Consider the following 17325-nt stretch of genomic DNA (forward strand, 5'->3'; position numbering starts at 1 on the left):
CGAGAAAGAGGTACCGGTGTGTCGTTGATTCAGCCGCTGTGGCTCGTCCGGCAGGCACGCGTGCTGATGCTCGAGCGGCAGGCACGCGCGGCTCGTGCGAGGGCTGAACAGAGCCGGTCGGCGGCCCACTTGGAACAGGCCGTGGCGCTGAGCCGCCGTGCGTTGAAGCAGGCCCCTCCGGGACATCCCCAGCGTGCCGCGTTGCTGAACACGCTCAGCGGCACGCTGCGCTTTGGGTACGTCCTGACCGGCAACGCGGATGCCCTGCGGGAGGCGATCGCGGCGAGCCGCGAAGCGGTCGCCGATCCCCAGAGTGCCCCCTTCCGCGGACCGTGTCTGTGCACGCTCGCCGTGGCACTGCGCCTGGAGCACGAACGTACCCGGGAACCGGGCGGCCTCGCCGAGGCGGAGGCCACCGCACGAGAGGCCGTGGCAGCCACCGGCGAAGGCCACCCGCAGCACGCCGTCGCGCTGCTCATCCTGGCCAACGTCATGCTGACCCGCCATGAGATCACCGGCGACGTGGCCGCGGCACGGGAGGCCGCCCAGCGCGCGGAGCAGGCAGCCGGATCGCCCTCGGTGGGAGCGGGCCGCGGATCCGCCCTCAACACCCTGGCAAACGCACGTCTGTTGCTGCACCGGGCCACGGCGGACGACGACACGCTGCGCGAGGCGGCCGACGCGGCTCAGCACGCCCTCGAAGCCACCCCCCCCGGAGACCCGAACCGGGCGGCGCACGCGAATACACTCGCCTCCGTGTTGCTGACCCGCTACGGGCGGACGGGGCGTACCGCGGATCTGCGGGAGGCGGTCCGCGCCTCGCGTACGGCCGCGGGTGCCGTGCCACCCGGCCACGTCCTGCGAGCAGCGGTGCTCCACACCCTGGTCGGCACGCTGCTGGAACTGCACGGCCGCAGGGGCGAGGAGAAGATTCTCGACGAGGCGGTCAAGACGGCTCGCGAGGCACTTGACCTGGCTTCGGACGGCCTGCTGCTTCCTGGCCTCCACAATGCCCTGAGCATGGCCATGATGATGAGGTACTTGATCACCGGTGACGCGGAGGCGCTCGGCGAGGCACGGGCCGAGGCGTCACGGGCCTGCGACGCCGCCGGGGACGACCACCCCCAGCGGTTCGTGTTCCTGAGCAATCTGGCCAAGGCGCTGCGGGCCGAGTACGAGAAAGAGCCCACCCCGGACCTGCTGGACGACCTGGTGGAGACCGGGCGGCTCGTGGCCGCCGGAACCACCGGCACTGCCCTCTACCGCGCTGATCACCTCATCGAACTGGTACTCGCCCTGCTGCACGAACACCAGCACCGCGGCGATCCGGACGTGCTGCGCGAGGCCCGGGACCACGCGGCGGAGGCCGCGGCGAGGCCGTACGTGCTGCCCTGGCAACAGGTGGCCGCGCACCGCCTGCTGGGCCGGGTGGAACTCGCCCTGGGCGACCGAGGCGCCGCGCTGGACGCCTACCGGATCGCCGTCGAGTCGCTTCCGCGGGTGGCCCCCCAACGGCTGGAGCGGATGGACCGCGAACTGGGTCTGGGTAAAACCGCCGGGCTCGGCCCGGAGGCGGCAAGTGCGGCCCTGGCGGCCGGAGCACCCGAAGCGGCGGTGGAACTGCTCGAACAGGCGCGAGGCGTGCTGATCGAGGAGCGGCTGGGGGCCCGTTCCGAGACCGCCCGGCTGGCCGAGCGCCATCCGGCGCTCGCCGGCGAGTTCGAGCGCATCCGCGTGTTGCTGGACCTGCCGGAAGAGCGGCTCCGCCTTGCGGACTCCGCCGCCGTGGGTGAGGGACTCCCGGCGGGGGCTCCGGCCGGGCTGCGCGAGGCCGAGCGCGCGGATCGGCGGCGCGTATGGCTGGAAGAACAGTGGGACGACGTACTGGCCCGTATCCGCGCACTTGAGGGGTTCGAGGACTTCCAGGGCCGCCCGTCGATCACCAAGCTGCGCCGCGAAGCGGCCGCCGGACCGGTGGTGCTGGTCAACGCGAGTGTGCACGGATGCGACGCACTGATCCTCACCGACGACCCCGAGCGGCCTGTGCGGGCCGTTCCGTTGCCCGACGTCACGGAGCGGACGGTCGCGGAACACGTCACGGGGCTGCACAGCGCGCGGGAGGCCCGTCAGGACATCGGCGACGTCCTGCGCTGGGCCTGGGGCCATGTCACGGAGCCGGTGCTGTCGGCACTCGGCCACACCGGGCCCCGGCCCCTGGACCGGCGCCCGCGGCTGTGGTGGGTCGCGACCGGCCCGTTCGCCTTCCTGCCGCTGCATGCCGCCGGTCACCACAGCCGCGAAGAAGTGCAGCGGCGCTCCGGCCGTACGGTGATGGATCGCGTCATCTCCTCGTACACCCCCACCGTCCGGGCGCTCGGTCACGCGAGGCGAGCCGCTTCGGCGGCACCGGACGGCCCTCGGGGTGTGCTCATCGTGGCCATGCCAGAAACGCCCGGGGAGTCGCCACTGGTCGGTGTCGACAAGGAGGTGGGGGAGATCACCGGAGTCGTACCGGACGCGGAGATCCTGAGCGGACGGCAGGCCACACGCGAGGCGGTACTGAGCGCACTGCCCCGGCACACAATCGCCCACTTCGCCTGCCACGGGGTCAGCGAGCCCGGAGACCCGTCCACCAGCAGGCTGCTGCTCGACGACCACCTGGCCGCTCCGCTCGATGTCGCGGTGGTCTCCCGGTTGGACCTCCCCCACGCCGAGCTCGCCTATCTCTCGGCATGCAGCACGACCGAGACCACCGGCCGGTTCGGCGACGAGTCCGTCCACATCACGGCCGCCTTCCTGCTCGCCGGGTTCGCCGGCATCGTCGGCACCCTCTGGCCGGTCCAGGACGCAGCCGCGCGGCGCATCGCGGCAGCGTTCTACCGGCAGGCGTTCGCACAAGAGGCCACGAGTGGTCCGGTGGACCGGGCCGCGTACGCACTCCAGTACGCGGTCGACCGGCTGCGCGCGAAGAGGCCCGGCATACCGGCACTGTGGAGCGCACATATTCATGTGGGCGTCTGACCGACCGGACCTTCCGCCCCCATGACGTGACCGTCACCCCCGGCTGTCCGCGCGCAGACGACGACGCATGAACAACCATCCGCAGCCGAAGCCGGGCAGTGCCACCGCCCAGGTCAGCAGGACCGACGAGCCCCGGCCCGAGACCGCATGTGCGGTCACGGTGACCGCCAGCCAGCCCGCCGTGGCCCCGACCAGTCCGGCGAACAGCGAGCCGAGTCGGCCCCGCCCCCGTTCCTGAGGTGGCGTCGCCAGCCAAAGCACCAGTGTGGCCAGCAGCAGGGCGAGGGCCCCGAGCAGCGCGATGAGGGCGGGGACCGCGGGCGGCGCGAGAAAGGGAACCTTGTAGGCGAACGCCTGAACGGCGGCGAGCACCATCAGGACGGCACTGAGGAACGCGCCCTGAAGCAAGTTGACCGTGCCCTGCCGACGGTGAAGGGCCATCTCCTGTTGTTGCGTCCGTTCCCGGCGTCGCTGCAGGGCGTTCTCGGCCTCGATCGTGAGGGCGGACAACGCGTCACGGGCGCGTTCTCGATCCGCCTCCAGATAGACGAGGCCGTCGGTCAGGCGCTGGATGAACCACTGTGCCAGGGCGAGATCCTCGGCGAACGGGCCTTGCGCGCTCGTGGGAATGCCTGCGGCATCCCGGTGGAAACGCATGTTGGCCTCGCTGATCTGCACGGTTGTGCGCATCTCGCTCAGCCTGGTGATCCGCTGGGTCAACCCCGCGGAGCCCGCGGTCAGCGCCAGCAGCCTGTTCCGCCACTGAGCGAGTTCCTCGCTCCGGTCATCCGCTCGGCCATCGCCGGTCGGTGGCGTCTCCAGCACAGCGAGGGCACTGTCCACGACCGTTCCCGTGGCGGATCCGGGGTTGCTGCCGTGGGCCGCGTGCACCCGTATCTCGTAGCGGAGTTCGGCCGCGGCTGCCAGGTAACGGGCGAACGGCGCAGGTGCGCCGCCGCCTTGACTCCACAGCCAGCGCTCGGCCTCCCGAGGCTCGTCCCCGCGGTCCGCCGCCACGGCCACGAGGCGACGCGAGTGCCGCGTCTCGGACTCCCCGGCCACCTCCCACACGGTGACCGGCGGGCGTGCCACCGCGACGCCCGGTCCCAGCCGCAAAGGCGGATCGGCGGGCGGCAGCCCGGACAGTACAGACTCATCCGTGTCCCGCGTGCTAGTCGGGGCGTCGCTGCCGCTGCGGTAAGCGACGAACAGCCGCGCCTCGCCCACCGCCCACTCCTGGACCGTCCCGCTGGCCTGCGTCCACCGCCGGTCCCATTCGGCCCACGATCCCTGCTGCCCGGCGGCGGGCGAGAGTGCGACCGACAAACACAGCAGGTCGTGGTGGCGCCGCAGGACCGCCTGCAACAGACCGTCACGGCTGCGCCGCGCCGCCACCGCTCCGGAGGCGGGCAGGTCCCCCAACTCCTCGGGGAGCGTGTCGGGCAGCCCGGTCGCGGCGACAGGGTGTGCCATGCCGAGGCTCAGCCCACACGCCGCCCACAGTTCACGCAGCCGCCGGTACGATCTGCCCCGGCGCGGTCCGGTCGCGGCTGCGAACAGATGGACGACGAGGGACTGGTCAGTGAGGGTCACCACTGGCTGGTTCGTCCTCCGTGAGGTCGCCGTCCAGGGCTTCGCTCTGCAGTGAGTGCACCAACCGGTTGACTCGGTCCACTACGTCCTGTGACGCCGACTCGCCCTCTTCAGCAGGCTGCGTACGAATTCTTGAGGGCCCCACGAGTTCCAATTGCCCGGTCGCCTCGCTCAGCGCACCCGGGTCCCCGGCCCGCAGCGCCGTTTCCATCGACTCCAGCGCGCGTTCCACAAGGGCCCAGCCCGACGGCGGCAGCACCAGGCCGACGATCCCGGTCAAGGCGCCCACGGCGTCGTCCCGTTCCTCGGCCAGGTTCACCGGTGCCCGATCGCCCTCCGACAAGTCCATGGCCGACAAGGTAGCGGGCAGGTCCGTGCCCGGACTGCCGATCGTCCAAGGAGGCCGCACTGAGGCGCGGCCTGTGGTCCTGATCCGCCAGGATCTCGACGGCTTCGGCCGCGCACCGGCGTATGCGCCGACGCAACCCGCGGCATCTGCGCGTGTGGGCGTACAAGGTCATGGCCGAGAACGTGCTGCGGCGGGTCCGCTTGTACGATGCTCGCGCGTCGCGCCTGACGTACCTCGCGAACAGCGGCGTGCCGGATCACATCCTGGCCCGGTGGGCGGGGCACACCGACGTCAAGACGACCAAGAAGCGGTACGTGAAGCCGCACGTGGAAGACCGTCGCCCGGCGGGAAGCCTGGGGTGGTCTGGCGAGCGTCCCGACCCCCGGCAGTGAGAAATTGTGAGATGTGGGAGCGTGAGCAGGTGAGTGAGACGAAGACCGAAACCCTGCAATACCGCTTTGACGGGCCAGAAGACGCCCCGGTCCTGATCTTGGGACCGTCCCTCGGTACCACATGGCACATGTGGGACCGGCAGATCACCGATCTGTCCCGCCAGTGGCGGGTGTTCCGCTTCGACCTGCCGGGCCACGGCGGGGCCCCCGCCCACCCCGCCACCGCCGTCGCCGAACTCGCCGACCGGCTGCTCGCCACCCTCGACGAGCTGGGCGTCCAGCGCTTCGGCTACGCGGGCTGCTCCATCGGCGGCGCGATCGGCGTCGAGCTTGCGCTGCGACATCCCCACCGGCTGGCCTCCCTCGCGCTGGTCGCCGCCTCGCCCCGGTTCGGGACCGCCGACGAGTTCCGCCAGCGCGGCGTGATCGTCCGTACCAACGGCCTGGACCCGATGGCGCGCAGCGCACCCGAGCGCTGGTTCACGCACGGTTTCGCCGCCGCCCAGCCCGCGATCGTCGAGTGGGCCGTGCAAATGGTCCGCACCACCGACCCCGGCTGTTACATCGCCGCCTGCGAGGCGCTCGCAGCCTTCGACGTGCGCGGCGAACTCGGCCTGGTCGGCGTCCCCACCCTCGTCCTGGTCGGCTCCGAGGACCAGGTCACCGGGCCCGCGGAGGCCCGCACCCTGGTCGCCGGGATACCGGACGCCCGGCTCGCGCTGGTGCCCGGCGCCTCGCACCTCGCGCCGGTGGAGCAGCCCGCCGCCGTCACAGACCTGCTCGTACGCCACTTCTCCACCGCCTGGAACGACACCCTCTCCGCCATCGTGGCCCCGCCCGTCGCGCCCGCGATCTCCGCCCCGGTGGTACCCGTCGCCGAGATCGCGTCCGCCTCGGCCACGCAGCCCGAAGCGGTGCAGTCGGGCCGCCCCGATCCGTACGTCGCGGGCATGAGGGTCCGCCGTGAGGTCCTCGGTGACGCGCATGTGGACCGGGCGACGGCCGCCGCCGACGACTTCACCGACGACTTCCAGGAGCTGATCACCCGCTACGCCTGGGGGGAGGTCTGGACCCGCGAGGGCCTGGACAGACGCACCCGCAGCGTGGTGACGCTGACCGCGCTGGTCGCGGGCGGGCATCTGGACGAGCTGGTCTTCCACACCCGGGCAGCCCTGCGCAACGGACTGACCCCCGCCGAGATCAAGGAAGTCCTGATCCACACGGCCGTGTACTGCGGCGTCCCGGCGGCGAACTCCGCCTTCAGGGTCGCCCACGCCGTCATCCAGGAGGAGACCACTCCCGAGCCGTAGCAGGATGGGGGCATGAGGCTTACGAAGAAGACGCATGCCTGCATCCGCCTGGAAAAGGACGGGCAGACGCTCGTCATCGATCCCGGCACCTTCAGCGAGGAGGACGCCGCCGTCGGCGCCGACGCCATCCTCGTCACGCACGAGCATCTCGACCACTTCAACGAGGACCGGCTGCGCGCCGGCCTCGAAGCCAACCCGGCCGCCAGGATCTGGACGCTGCGGAGCGTCGCCGAGAAGATCTCGGCGGCCTTCCCGGGCCGCGTACACACCGTCGGCCACGGCGACTCCTTCACCGCGGCCGGTTTCGACGTCCAGGTCCACGGCGAGCTGCACGCGGTGATCCACCCGGACATCCCGCGGATCACCAACGTCGGCTATCTGGTGGACGGTTCGGTCTTCCACCCCGGCGACGCCCTCACCGTCCCAGGCCACCCGGTCGAGACGCTGCTGCTCCCCGTGCACGCCCCGTGGAACAAGATCTCCGAGGTCATCGACTACGTACGCGAGGTCAAGCCGCGGCGCGCCTTCGACATCCACGACGCCCTGCTCACCGATCTCGCGCGGCCGATCTACGACAGCCAGATCGGCTCGCTCGGCGGCGCCGAGCACGGTCGGCTGGCCCCGGGCGAGACGGCGGACCTGTGACTGCCGCCCGCCCGACTGTCAGACCCCACGGCTAGGCTGTCGCACATGCGCATCGCTACCTGGAACGTCAACTCGATCACCGCTCGGCTGCCCCGGCTGCTGGCCTGGCTGGAGAGCACCGGCACGGACGTGCTGTGCATCCAGGAGACGAAGTGCACCGAGGAGCAGTTCCCCGCCGACGAGCTGCGCGAGCTCGGATACGCATCCGCGGTCCACGCCTCCGGCAGGTGGAACGGCGTGGCGCTGGTCTCCCGGGTCGGTCTTGACGACGTCGTGAAGGGCCTGCCCGGCGGTCCGGACTACGAGGGGCTGCAGGAGCCGCGGGCGATCACGGCGACCTGCGGTCCGGTCCGCGTCTGGTCGGTCTATGTGCCCAACGGCCGCGAGGTCGCCCATGAGCACTACGCCTACAAGCTGCGCTGGCTTCAGGCGCTGCAGGTCGCGGTGGCCGAGGACGCGTCCGGCAGCCGCCCCTTCGCGCTCCTCGGCGACTTCAACATCGCGCCCACCGACGACGATGTGTGGGACCCGTCGTTCTTCGAGGGGCTGACCCATGTCACCCCGCCCGAGCGGGCGGCGCTGGAGGCCCTGCGCAAGGCCGGGCTCGCCGACGTGGTGCCGCGCCCCCTGAAGTACGAGCACCCGTTCACCTACTGGGACTACCGCCAGCTGTGCTTCCCGAAGAACCGCGGCATGCGCATCGACCTGGTCTATGGCAACGAACCCTTCGCCAAGGCGGTCAAGGACAGCTATGTCGACCGTGAGGAGCGCAAGGGCAAGGGCGCCTCGGACCACGCCCCCGTTGTTGTCGATCTGGACATGTGACGTTCGTTGACGCGCGCCCTGTGGTGCGTGCGGCTGCGGGGATGCGAGGCTGAGCGGTATGAACATCCCTTTCTTGGATAACTGGCTCAAGCGGCACGGCGCTGAGCAGGAGGAGGACGATCTCTCCGCCGAGTACGACCCGGAGCGCGCGGCGGCCGTCGCCGAGCTGCTCTCCGAGTGTGAGCTGCTGCGTGTCCGAGCGGGGCAGGCGGGGCTCGAACTGGACGACTCCCCGGCCTCGTTGGCCGCCCTCGACCAGCTGCCGCCGCGCTGGCGCGACGACCCGGAGGAGCTGCCCTGGCTGGGCAATGACGCGGGCCTCTACCTCGGCACCGTGATCGTCCGTACGGTGCGCGGCGCGGCCTGGCACGTCTGGCCGGGTGGCCATCCCGTGGTGCGGCTGGCCTCCGGCCGCGAGATCAGTGTGGTGGAGGCCGGCCTCGAGTGGGCGGTCAATGGAGCACCTGAGCTGTCCCAGGTCTATGCGGAAGCAGCCGAGGCCTGACCTGCTAAATTGCCATTAATACGGCTTATGCCCTATTTATGCGTGTCGGGTGTGAAGTCCCTTGTCCGGCTGGATAGTTTGCGCAGACGCCGACACAGCTGAGAGTGGGTAGGGCAGCGTATGGCCGTCGATCCGTTGATCGAGCTGCGTGACGTCAACAAGCACTTCGGACAGTTGCACGTCCTCCAACACATCGACCTCACGGTCGGCCGCGGAGAAGTGGTGGTGGTCATCGGCCCGTCGGGCTCAGGGAAGTCCACGCTCTGCCGGGCGATCAACCGCCTGGAGACGATCGAATCGGGCTCCATCGCCATCGACGGCGTGCCGCTCCCCGAAGAGGGCAAGGCGCTCGCCAGGCTCCGTGCCGACGTCGGCATGGTCTTCCAGTCCTTCAATCTCTTCGCGCACAAGACCGTCCTGGCCAATGTCTCGCTCGGACAGATCAAAGTCCGCGGGCGCAAGAAGGAAGAGGCGGAGGAGCGCTCGCGCCGGCTACTCGAACGCGTCGGCCTCGCCGACCAGGCCGAGAAGTATCCGGCCCAGCTCAGCGGCGGTCAGCAGCAGCGCGTGGCCATCGCCCGTGCGCTCGCCATGGACCCCAAAGTCATGCTCTTCGACGAGCCCACCTCGGCCCTCGACCCGGAAATGATCAACGAAGTGCTGGAGGTGATGCAGCAGCTCGCACGCGACGGCATGACCATGGTCGTCGTCACCCACGAGATGGGCTTCGCCCGTTCCGCCGCCAACCGCGTCGTCTTCATGTCGGACGGCCGCATCATCGAGGACCGTACCCCGGAGGGCTTCTTCACCAATCCCGAGAGCGACCGCGCCAAGGACTTCCTTTCCAAGATCCTCAAGCACTGACGGGGGGCAGGGTTCATGATGCGTACGAGACGTACCGGACGCACAACTCGCTCCCTCTCGGGGGGATTCTCGCCACGGGACGGCTCAGCCACTACGATTTGTCGTTCATCCCAGTGGTGATGGTGATCTCGCCGATCTATATCGGGCTCCGCCCGACAAGAGGCCGTGGACGTCGCCCCGGCCGAACCAGGAACGCTGCTGCCGGGCGGGGGTCGACCCACGGCCCCCAGGTCGTAGGGGGAGCAGTGGCTCAGGGGCAGTGCCCGCCCGGCAGCAGCCGGTGATCACTTCTCGCGCAGCGGGACCGACAGATAGGACGGGTCGGCTGCGGACGAGGAGAAGGTCAGCTGCGCGCCGGACGGGTTGTGCTCGATGTAGAGCGGGTCGACGGTGTCGACGACCAGGGCGAGACGGTGACCGGCCGGAACGTCGTAGGCGGTGGAGAACAGCTCCAGGTCGACGGCGAACGGCTTTCCGGGCGTCTTGCCGTGGAAGGTGTACGGCGCATTGCTGACCAGCTTGCCGAGGCCGAGCGGGCCCACGTCGTAGAGATATGCGACGAGGGTGCCGCTCTCCTTGGTGCTGGTTACCGTGGTGTGCAGCCTGGCGGTGCCGCGGATGTGCTGCTCGGAGGCGTAGCGCTCGGACTGCCAGACGGCGGCGAAGAGGCGCGGCAGCAGCGGGATCGACGCCATGGGCGGCAGCTTGGCGATCTGGTCCAGGATGCTGGAGAGGAAGATGACCCCGCCGTTGGCGCCGGAGTCGATATTGGCGAAAATCCTCTTGCTGCCGCCGAGGTCGATCTTGCGCTCCGTCGCGGCCACCGACTTCCAGTCGGGATAGTTCTCATAGGCGTCGGTGGAACGGGACTTGATGCGGACCGGCTGCTCGCGGTCGACGCCGTTGTCGACGCCCCTCAGGTGGTGGTCGAGCCAGCGATGGGCGCTGGTCCAGGTGTCGTTGGGCAGACCGAGCAGACCCGTGCCCTCGGCCGTGGCATGGTCGCCGGGGCGGAACTCCAGGCGCTTGGGGCCGGTGAGCTTCTCGTAGAAGTCCGCGTACTGGTTGGGCGGGAAGATCGTGTCGCCCCAGGCGTTGCCGAGCATGATCGCGGCGCCGTTGGCGTTGATCCGGTCCAGATAGGTGCTGGGGGACCGCTTGTTCCCCCAGGCGATCAACTCCTGCTCCTTGGCGAGATTGGAGGAGAAGAAGTCCGCCGTGATCTGCTGGAACTCCGCGCTCGGCCGGCCGGTGAGATACCCCGCCCCGGCGAGCATCGCCGTGGCCTGCACATGCTGGGTGCGGCCGCTGTAGATGGACTCGCCGAGGTCGGCCCAGCCGCTGAGCGCCGCGACCGCCTTGATCCGTCTGTCGTGGGCGGCGGCCAGCAGACAGATGCCCGCGCCGTACGAGACTCCGGCCATGCCGACCTTGCCGGGGTCGGCGGGGGTGTTCGCCAGCGCCCAGTCGATCACCTTGGACGCGTCGGCGATGTCGGGCGGTCCTCCCACCTCGATGTAGCCGCCCGACTGCCAGAAGCCGCGGGTGTTGTAACTCACCACCACATAGCCGGAGTCGGCGAGCCTCTTCGCTTGGGCGATGTATTCGATCTGGGGCAGGCCCCAGCTCGTGGGCAGCACGATCACGGGGTACTTCCGCGTGCCGTCCGAGCCTGAGGGGGTGACCACATTGGCCTTGAGCACGGTTCCGCCGTCGCCCTCGATGTCGACGAACCGTACGTCCGTGGCGGCGGATTGGGCCTGCGCCCGGGCCTGGGGCTGCGCCGACGGCATGGCGGGTGCCGCCCCGACGGCGGGTCCGGCGAGAAGCGCGGCCGAGACCGTGCCGATCGCGGTCGTGCGCAGGGCATTGCGGTGCTGGCCCACGGTCACTCCTCACGTGTCATTACAAAGTGACCCGACGGTAACCTTGAGGGCTTACTTGGGGTAACTCCTCGGTAAGTTACGCGAGGGTAACGATTATTGGACTCGGTGTCAGTGAGCGGGTCGGGCGGCTCGGTGCAGCGCCTTTCCGGGCCGTCCCGCACCAACTCCAGCCGGTGGCTGCCGAGATGGACCGGACCGGCGCCCGAGCGCTGCCCGGGCGAACGGCTGACCGGAATTCAGCAGACCTCTGGCGTTCCCGCGGTGGACGTTCCAAGCTCTGGGTGTGGCGAATTCAACGGGCGGGGCACCGTCGGCGGTGCTGACCCTCCGGCTGAGACGGCAGGTCGAGTGGGTGCCCGTCGCCGCGCTCGTGCTGCTCGTCGGCTGGGGCGTCGCCGTCGCGAGCATCGTCGAAGGACCCAACGGCACCGCGGGCGCAATCGCCCTGTCGGTCGTCGGCGTGCCGGTCGCCGTCATCGCCGTGAGCAGCGCCGGCCATCTGGTGCGTCCGCTGCGGGTGCGCGTCGACGCGGACGGGCTGACCGTGCGGCTGCCCACCTGGCCGGCCAGGACCGTGCCCTGGTCCGCGGTCTCGGGCGTGCGGGAGCACGTCCCGCGCGCGGAGAGCTACGGAGGAGCGTCGGGGCGGTATGTCGTGGTCGACTGCGACGCCACCGTGCGGCGGCTGCCCCGCACCTGCCGGGTGCGGGCCGCGTACCGGAGACTCGCCCCCGACCAGGACCGGGCCGCAGACGGCCACGGGCTCTGTTTCGAGACACAGATCTTCGATCTGGATCCGGCCGAACTGCTGGACGCCGTCAGGCAGTACGCGCCGGTAGGGCTCACGGTCATGGACGAAACGCGCCAGTAGCCTCCCGCAGGCCCCCTTTCGGGCTTGTCCGAAAGGGCAGTCTTCATGTGCCGGACCTGGCTGCGCTGCCGTACGCGCGGCGAGGTGGTGGAGCGGGCGTGCGCCGGACGCCATGCGATGGCCGAGACTCCGCTCCAGCTCATCCGTACCCTCGAGGACTTCCTCCGCCCGCGGGCGCCCACGGCTGACAACGCCCGCATACGGCTGACAATGCCTGTATGACGAGGCCCGACCAGACCGTGCCCGATGTGTTCGATCCGCGGATCTACGCCGCCGGGCTGCCGCACGACGCGTTCCGCGAGCTGCGGGACCGCCGCCCGGTGGCCTGGCAGCAGGAGTACGAAGTCCTGGGCTGGCCCGCCGGGCCCGGCTTCTGGGCGGTCACCCGGCACGCCGACGTCGTACGGGTCCTGAAGGACTCGGGAACGTACTCCTCTCACCTCGGGGCCACCCAGATCCGCGACCCGGACCCGGCCGACCTGCCCTTCATCCGGCGGATGATGCTCAACCAGGACCCTTCCCCGCGCTTCGCGGGGGAGGCCCCGTCGGACCACGGGCGGCTGCGGCGGCTGGTGAGCCGCGCCTTCACCCCGGGCCGGATCGACCGCTTCACCGCGGCCGCCCGGACCCGGGCCCGCCAACTGCTCACCGCCGCACGGGACACGGGGCCTGTCATCGACCTCGTCACCGCCGTCACCGACGACTACGCCCTGCTCAACCTCGCCGATCTGCTCGGCGTCCCGGAGAGCGACCGCGGCCTGCTGCTGAAGTGGACCGAACGCGTCATCGCCTACCAGGACCCCGACGAGCCGCCGGTGCTCGGACCGGACGGGCGGCCCGTCAACCCACGCTCGCCCGCCATGCTCCGCGAGATGTTCACCTACGCCCGGGAGCTCGCCGCGTACAAACGGCGCAGCCCCGCCGACGACGTCATGACCTCACTCGCGCAGTCGGAACTCTCCGCCGCCGAACTGGAGATGTTCTTCTTTCTGCTGACGGTCGCGGGCAACGACACCGTACGCAGCGCCGCCCCCGGCGGCTTTCTGACGCTGGCGGAGCACCCGGACGAACAGCGCAGGCTGCGGGCGGGCGAGGCCGGCCTGGACCTGGCCGTCGACGAGCTGCTGCGCCGCCACCCGCCGGTTCTCAGCTTCCGCCGCACCGCCACCCGCGACACCGCTCTCGCCGGGCAGCGGATCCGTGCGGGCGACAAGGTCGTCGTCTTCCACGCTTCCGCCAACTACGACGAGCGGGTCTTCGACGCGCCGTACGGGCTCGACCTCGGCCGTTCCCCGAATCCGCATGTCTCCTTCGGGGACGGGCCGCATGTCTGCCTCGGCGCACACTTCGCCAGACTCCAGCTGCGCGTGCTGCACGAGGAGGCGCTGGATGTGCTGCCGCCGCTGGTGACCGCCGGCCCGCCCAGGCGGCTGGTGTCCAACTTCATCAACGGCATCAAGTCACTGCCGCTGACGGCGGCCTGACCGGCCGGGCGGGTCAGCTCGCGGCGCGGTGGGAGTTGCGCGCGGCGGGCGCCGGGGCCTGCGCCGTCCGGGTCACATCGGCGACCAGCTCGACCACATCGGGGCCGTACGCGGAGGAGTTGACGACCTTGAGCAGCAGGCAGAAGGAGTCGGCGCCGTGCTTGCGTGCGAGCTTCTCGTGGTTGCGGGCCAGATAGCGGGTGGCCGCCTGGTTGGTGATGGCGCGCTGTCCGCAGAAGAGGAAGACGGGCCGGGCGTCCTGCCCCGCCGTGAGCCGCGCCAGCATGACGTACTCGGCGACGCCCGGCTCCATGCGGTAGCGCTCAGAACCGATCTGGAAGGCACCCTGGTCGGGGCCCGGCTCCGGGTCCGTGTTGACCTTCACGCCGGGGAGCAGTGAGTGCAGATGCGCGGCCATCCGGCGATTGGAGAACGGGCCGCCCACACAGAATTCCGTGCGCTCGCCGAAGCCCTGCTGGGCTATGTCGTGCCAGATGATCTGGGCGTTCGCCCCGCAGTCCTTGATCAGCGCGGAGAGCTCGATCAGCGCGAAGACGTCGAAGCGGTGCACGGAGCCGTCCCGGCCGGCCTCGCGGTTGACAACAAGCAGCGATTCGGAGTTTCCCGGCAGCCCGAAGAAAGCCTGCTTGCGGCGGAGTCTGCGCTTCCACAGGTACGTGCGGGCGAGCCAGCCGAGCGCTGCGCTGATGCCGGCGGCCAGCACGCCGAGCACAAGGTTGCGTACGTCGTCAGTCATGGGCGCGCATGTTAGCGGGGTTGCTGGAACATTGTTCTAGGCGGTCCTGACGGGGACGTGGTGAAGTTACGCTGCGCGGACGTACGTTGACTGGAGGTACGCATGCGTCGCTCTACCGCACGGTATGTGTCGGTTCTTGCCGCTTCGGCGGCCGTGATCTCGATCGGCGCGGCTGCGCCGTCGGCGGATTCCCCGCCGGTCAGGACTCCCGCGAAGACGCCCGTGGCGGCCGGGTACGGCGGCGCGGTGGCGAGTGTCGACGCGGACGCGTCGGCCGTCGGGATCGACGTGCTGCGGCGCGGCGGCAACGCCGTGGACGCGGCGGTGGCGACGGCGGCGGCCCTCGGCGTCACCGAGCCGTATTCGGCGGGCATCGGCGGCGGCGGCTTCTTCGTCTACTACGACGCGAAGTCTCGCAAGGTCCACACCGTCGACGGCCGCGAGACCGCGCCCCGCGCCGCCGACTCCTCCCTCTTCCTCGAGAGCGGCAAGCCCATACCCTTCGAGGAGGGCATGACGAGCGGTCTGGGCGTCGGCACCCCGGGCACCCCCGCGACCTGGGAGACGGCACTGGACGACTGGGGCACCAGGTCGCTGCGGCAGCTGCTGCAGCCGGCCGAGCGGCTGGCGAAGGACGGCTTCACGGTCGACGCCACCTTCCGCTCGCAGACCCAGGCGAACCAGGCGCGCTTCGCAGACTTCCCCGACACGGCGGAGCTCTTTCTGCCGGGCGGGCAGCTGCCGGTGGTCGGCTCGGTCTTCAAGAACCCCGACCTGGCGCGCACGTACAAGGAGCTGGGACGCAAGGGGGCCGGCGCGCTGTACCGCGGCGAGCTGGCCGAGGACATCGTCGACACGGTACGCAAGCCACCGGTGCGGGACGACGCGACGCGGATCGTGCGCCCCGGCGATCTGACGGTGCAGGACCTGCGGTCGTACGAGACGGAGCGGCGCGCGCCCACCAAGCTCACCTACCGCGGGCTCGACGTGTACGGCATGGCGCCGTCCTCGTCCGGCGGCACGACCGTAGGCGAGGCGCTCAACATCCTGGAGCGGACCGACCTCTCGAAGGCCACGCAGGCGCAATATCTGCACCGCTTCATCGAGGCGAGCCGGATCTCGTTCGCGGACCGGGGGCGGTGGGTCGGTGACCCGGCCTTCGAGGACGTGCCGGTCAAGGAACTGCTCTCCCAGCGGTTCGCGGACTCGCGCGGCTGCCTGATCAAGGACGACGCGGTGCTCACCAGTCCGCTGGCTCCGGGCGACCCGCGCAGGCCCGCGGCGTGCGGGACTTCGGGCCCGGCCGCGCCCACCACGTACGAGGGCGAGAACACCACCCATCTGACGGCCGCCGACAAGTGGGGCAACGTCGTCGCGTACACCCTGACGATCGAGTCCACCGGCGGCAGCGGGATCACCGTGCCGGGGCGCGGCTTCCTGCTCAACAACGAGCTGACCGATTTCTCGTTCGCCCCGGCGAACCCCGCGGTCCACGACCCGAATCTGCCCGGCCCCGGCAAGCGTCCGCGCTCGTCCATGTCCCCGACGATCGTGCTCGACCATGGCCGTCCGGTGCTCGCCCTCGGCTCCCCGGGCGGCGCGACCATCATCACGACGGTGCTGCAGACTCTGACGGGCCACCTGGACCGGGGCCTGCCGCTGGTCGAGGCGATCGCCGCGCCGCGCGCCAGCCAGCGCAACCAGGCGACGACAGAGCTCGAACCGGAGCTGTGGAACAGCCCGCTGCGCGCCGAGCTCGAGGCCATCGGCCATGCCTTCCGGCAGAACCCGGAGATCGGCGCGGCGACGGGCGTCCAGCGGCTTCCCGACGGGCGGTGGCTCGCGGCGGCCGAGAAGGCTCGCAGGGGCGGCGGATCCGCGATGGTCGTCCACCCGAGTGGTGCCGCAATTTCCGGGGCTCGATGACAGGAGCGGCTGACGCCGCGCGGCCCGGACCCAGCCGAAACGCGGGTGAGCCGCGGCGGCCGGCGAGGAGGCTGTGCGGCAAGCCTGCGTAACCCGTCCGGCGGCTGACCGGACGCGCCGGGCCCGCAAACGGGTAGGGAGCCTTTCGTACGCTTTCGAACGAAAGGCTCCCTGTGTGCATACGAATAGCCGCTCTCGCCGCGGCCGCCGGTTCCGCCCTGCTCGCAGCGGCTGCGCTGCCGGCCGATGCCCTCGCCGATCCCAACCCGCTGGGCACCTTCGGCAACGACTTCGCGAGCTACGAGGGCTCAGTCAGCGCGTCCGACCTGCTCGCCAAGGTCAGTGACTGTCCGCAGATCTCGAACGGCTGGTACCGGACGGACGAGGACGGGCCCGCGAACATACCAGTCTGCGGCAAGAACGGGGCCGTGTTCTGGCAGGCCGACATGGACATCGACTGCGACGGCCAGCCCACCGACCGGTGCAACGCGGCGACCGACCCGTTGTTCCAGGCTGCGACCACCTTCAAGCAGTCCGACGGCGCGGAGCTGAACTCCGAGACGCTGCCGTTCATCGTCGCCCCCCTCCCGAGCGGGATGTGGGACTACCAATCATCGAGGATCATGGACGGAACGGTCGCCGCCGTCATATACGGGGACCGGGTGCAGTACGCGGTCGTGGGCGACACAGGCCCCACCGGGATCATCGGCGAGGCTTCGTACGCCACCGCAGAGGCCCTCGGCATCAACCCCGACCCCATGGGCGGCGGTGTCGATTCGGGGGTCACGTACATCCTGTTCGAGAACTCCCGGGTGTCGCAGATCGAGGACCACAGTGGCGCCGTGACCCTCGGTGAGGCCCTTGCCAGGGATTTCCTGCAGAACAACTAGCGCGGGG

The 17325-nt window shown here is 70.4% G+C and carries 15 protein-coding genes and 1 pseudogene; 12 read left to right on the forward strand and 4 right to left on the reverse strand.

Annotated features, from left to right (window positions below; all coding sequences use genetic code 11):
* The first annotated feature begins 18 nt into the window (after window positions 1–18).
* Window positions 19–3021, forward strand: a complete 3003-nt coding sequence (locus ACFYWY_RS13710) for a CHAT domain-containing protein (RefSeq protein WP_389184606.1) — start codon at window positions 19–21, stop codon at window positions 3019–3021.
* A gap of 33 nt (window positions 3022–3054) precedes the next feature.
* Here ACFYWY_RS13710 and ACFYWY_RS13715 read toward each other — a convergent pair whose 3' ends face one another.
* Window positions 3055–4614: a CATRA conflict system CASPASE/TPR repeat-associated protein gene (locus ACFYWY_RS13715; RefSeq protein WP_389184609.1), complete on the reverse strand. Its 1560-nt coding sequence runs from the start codon at window positions 4612–4614 to the stop codon at window positions 3055–3057.
* Window positions 4601–4963, reverse strand: a complete 363-nt coding sequence (locus tag ACFYWY_RS13720) for a CATRA system-associated protein (protein WP_389184612.1) — start codon at window positions 4961–4963, stop codon at window positions 4601–4603. Before ACFYWY_RS13720 ends, ACFYWY_RS13715 begins: the two co-directional genes overlap by 14 nt.
* A 122-nt stretch (window positions 4964–5085) precedes the next feature.
* Here ACFYWY_RS13720 and ACFYWY_RS13725 point away from each other — a divergent pair, with 122 nt between their 5' ends.
* The 7 genes and pseudogenes from ACFYWY_RS13725 to ACFYWY_RS13755 form a co-directional block, all read left to right on the forward strand.
* Complete coding sequence (locus ACFYWY_RS13725) at window positions 5086–5355, forward strand: hypothetical protein (RefSeq protein WP_389184615.1); 270 nt, start codon at window positions 5086–5088, stop codon at window positions 5353–5355.
* A gap of 29 nt (window positions 5356–5384) precedes the next feature.
* Entirely contained in the window at window positions 5385–6665 is a 1281-nt protein-coding gene (gene pcaC, locus ACFYWY_RS13730; protein WP_389184618.1) for a 4-carboxymuconolactone decarboxylase, read from the forward strand.
* 12 nt (window positions 6666–6677) lie between these two features.
* Window positions 6678–7310 carry an MBL fold metallo-hydrolase gene (locus tag ACFYWY_RS13735; protein ID WP_389184621.1) on the forward strand — a complete coding sequence of 211 codons (633 nt, stop codon included), beginning with the start codon at window positions 6678–6680 and terminating at the stop codon, window positions 7308–7310.
* 45 nt (window positions 7311–7355) lie between these two features.
* Window positions 7356–8135 (forward strand): exodeoxyribonuclease III, encoded by a 780-nt coding sequence (locus ACFYWY_RS13740; protein WP_389184624.1) that lies wholly within the window; start codon window positions 7356–7358, stop codon window positions 8133–8135.
* Between the two features lie 58 nt (window positions 8136–8193).
* Window positions 8194–8640, forward strand: coding sequence for a DUF6278 family protein (locus ACFYWY_RS13745; RefSeq protein WP_389184627.1), 447 nt, complete (start codon window positions 8194–8196; stop codon window positions 8638–8640).
* A gap of 120 nt (window positions 8641–8760) precedes the next feature.
* Window positions 8761–9504, forward strand: coding sequence for an amino acid ABC transporter ATP-binding protein (locus ACFYWY_RS13750; protein ID WP_389184630.1), 744 nt, complete (start codon window positions 8761–8763; stop codon window positions 9502–9504).
* Between the two features lie 92 nt (window positions 9505–9596).
* Window positions 9597–9741, forward strand: a pseudogene (locus tag ACFYWY_RS13755) (amino acid ABC transporter permease); the annotation flags it as partial.
* A 47-nt stretch (window positions 9742–9788) separates the two neighbouring features.
* Here ACFYWY_RS13755 and ACFYWY_RS13760 read toward each other — a convergent pair.
* Entirely contained in the window at window positions 9789–11390 is a 1602-nt protein-coding gene (locus tag ACFYWY_RS13760; protein ID WP_389184633.1) for a CocE/NonD family hydrolase, read from the reverse strand.
* A 283-nt stretch (window positions 11391–11673) separates the two neighbouring features.
* Between ACFYWY_RS13760 and ACFYWY_RS13765 the strand changes: the two genes are divergently transcribed.
* Both ACFYWY_RS13765 and ACFYWY_RS13770 read left to right on the forward strand, forming a co-directional pair.
* The gene (locus ACFYWY_RS13765) at window positions 11674–12261 is read left to right on the forward strand and encodes a hypothetical protein (protein WP_389184636.1); all 588 of its coding nucleotides are present in this window, start codon (window positions 11674–11676) and stop codon (window positions 12259–12261) included.
* A 218-nt stretch (window positions 12262–12479) separates the two neighbouring features.
* Window positions 12480–13745: a cytochrome P450 gene (locus tag ACFYWY_RS13770; protein ID WP_389184640.1), complete on the forward strand. Its 1266-nt coding sequence runs from the start codon at window positions 12480–12482 to the stop codon at window positions 13743–13745.
* A gap of 13 nt (window positions 13746–13758) precedes the next feature.
* Here ACFYWY_RS13770 and ACFYWY_RS13775 read toward each other — a convergent pair whose 3' ends face one another.
* Window positions 13759–14502, reverse strand: a complete 744-nt coding sequence (locus tag ACFYWY_RS13775) for a hypothetical protein (RefSeq protein ID WP_389184642.1) — start codon at window positions 14500–14502, stop codon at window positions 13759–13761.
* A gap of 102 nt (window positions 14503–14604) precedes the next feature.
* On the opposite strand from ACFYWY_RS13775, the gene ggt reads away from it, so the two are divergent.
* Together ggt and ACFYWY_RS13785 are read left to right on the forward strand one after the other, a co-directional pair.
* The gene (gene ggt / locus ACFYWY_RS13780) at window positions 14605–16428 is read left to right on the forward strand and encodes a gamma-glutamyltransferase (protein ID WP_389184645.1); all 1824 of its coding nucleotides are present in this window, start codon (window positions 14605–14607) and stop codon (window positions 16426–16428) included.
* A gap of 173 nt (window positions 16429–16601) precedes the next feature.
* Complete coding sequence (locus ACFYWY_RS13785) at window positions 16602–17318, forward strand: glycoside hydrolase family 75 protein (protein ID WP_389184648.1); 717 nt, start codon at window positions 16602–16604, stop codon at window positions 17316–17318.
* Window positions 17319–17325 lie beyond the last annotated feature (7 nt).

Source organism: Streptomyces sp. NPDC002870 (assembly GCF_042888505.1).
GTDB lineage: Bacteria > Actinomycetota > Actinomycetes > Streptomycetales > Streptomycetaceae > Streptomyces.

What these genes read in the sequence shown, in the direction of transcription:
- ggt (WP_389184645.1), top strand. Translation starts at nt 14,605, where the DNA reads ATGCGTCGCTCTACCGCACGGTATGTGTCGGTTCTTGCCGCTTCGGCG.
- ACFYWY_RS13775 (WP_389184642.1), bottom strand. Translation starts at nt 14,502, where the DNA reads ATGACTGACGACGTACGCAACCTTGTGCTCGGCGTGCTGGCCGCCGGC.
- ACFYWY_RS13725 (WP_389184615.1), top strand. Translation starts at nt 5,086, where the DNA reads ATGCGCCGACGCAACCCGCGGCATCTGCGCGTGTGGGCGTACAAGGTC.
- ACFYWY_RS13720 (WP_389184612.1), bottom strand. Translation starts at nt 4,963, where the DNA reads ATGGACTTGTCGGAGGGCGATCGGGCACCGGTGAACCTGGCCGAGGAA.
- ACFYWY_RS13750 (WP_389184630.1), top strand. Translation starts at nt 8,761, where the DNA reads ATGGCCGTCGATCCGTTGATCGAGCTGCGTGACGTCAACAAGCACTTC.
- ACFYWY_RS13735 (WP_389184621.1), top strand. Translation starts at nt 6,678, where the DNA reads ATGAGGCTTACGAAGAAGACGCATGCCTGCATCCGCCTGGAAAAGGAC.
- ACFYWY_RS13770 (WP_389184640.1), top strand. Translation starts at nt 12,480, where the DNA reads ATGACGAGGCCCGACCAGACCGTGCCCGATGTGTTCGATCCGCGGATC.
- ACFYWY_RS13740 (WP_389184624.1), top strand. Translation starts at nt 7,356, where the DNA reads ATGCGCATCGCTACCTGGAACGTCAACTCGATCACCGCTCGGCTGCCC.
- ACFYWY_RS13745 (WP_389184627.1), top strand. Translation starts at nt 8,194, where the DNA reads ATGAACATCCCTTTCTTGGATAACTGGCTCAAGCGGCACGGCGCTGAG.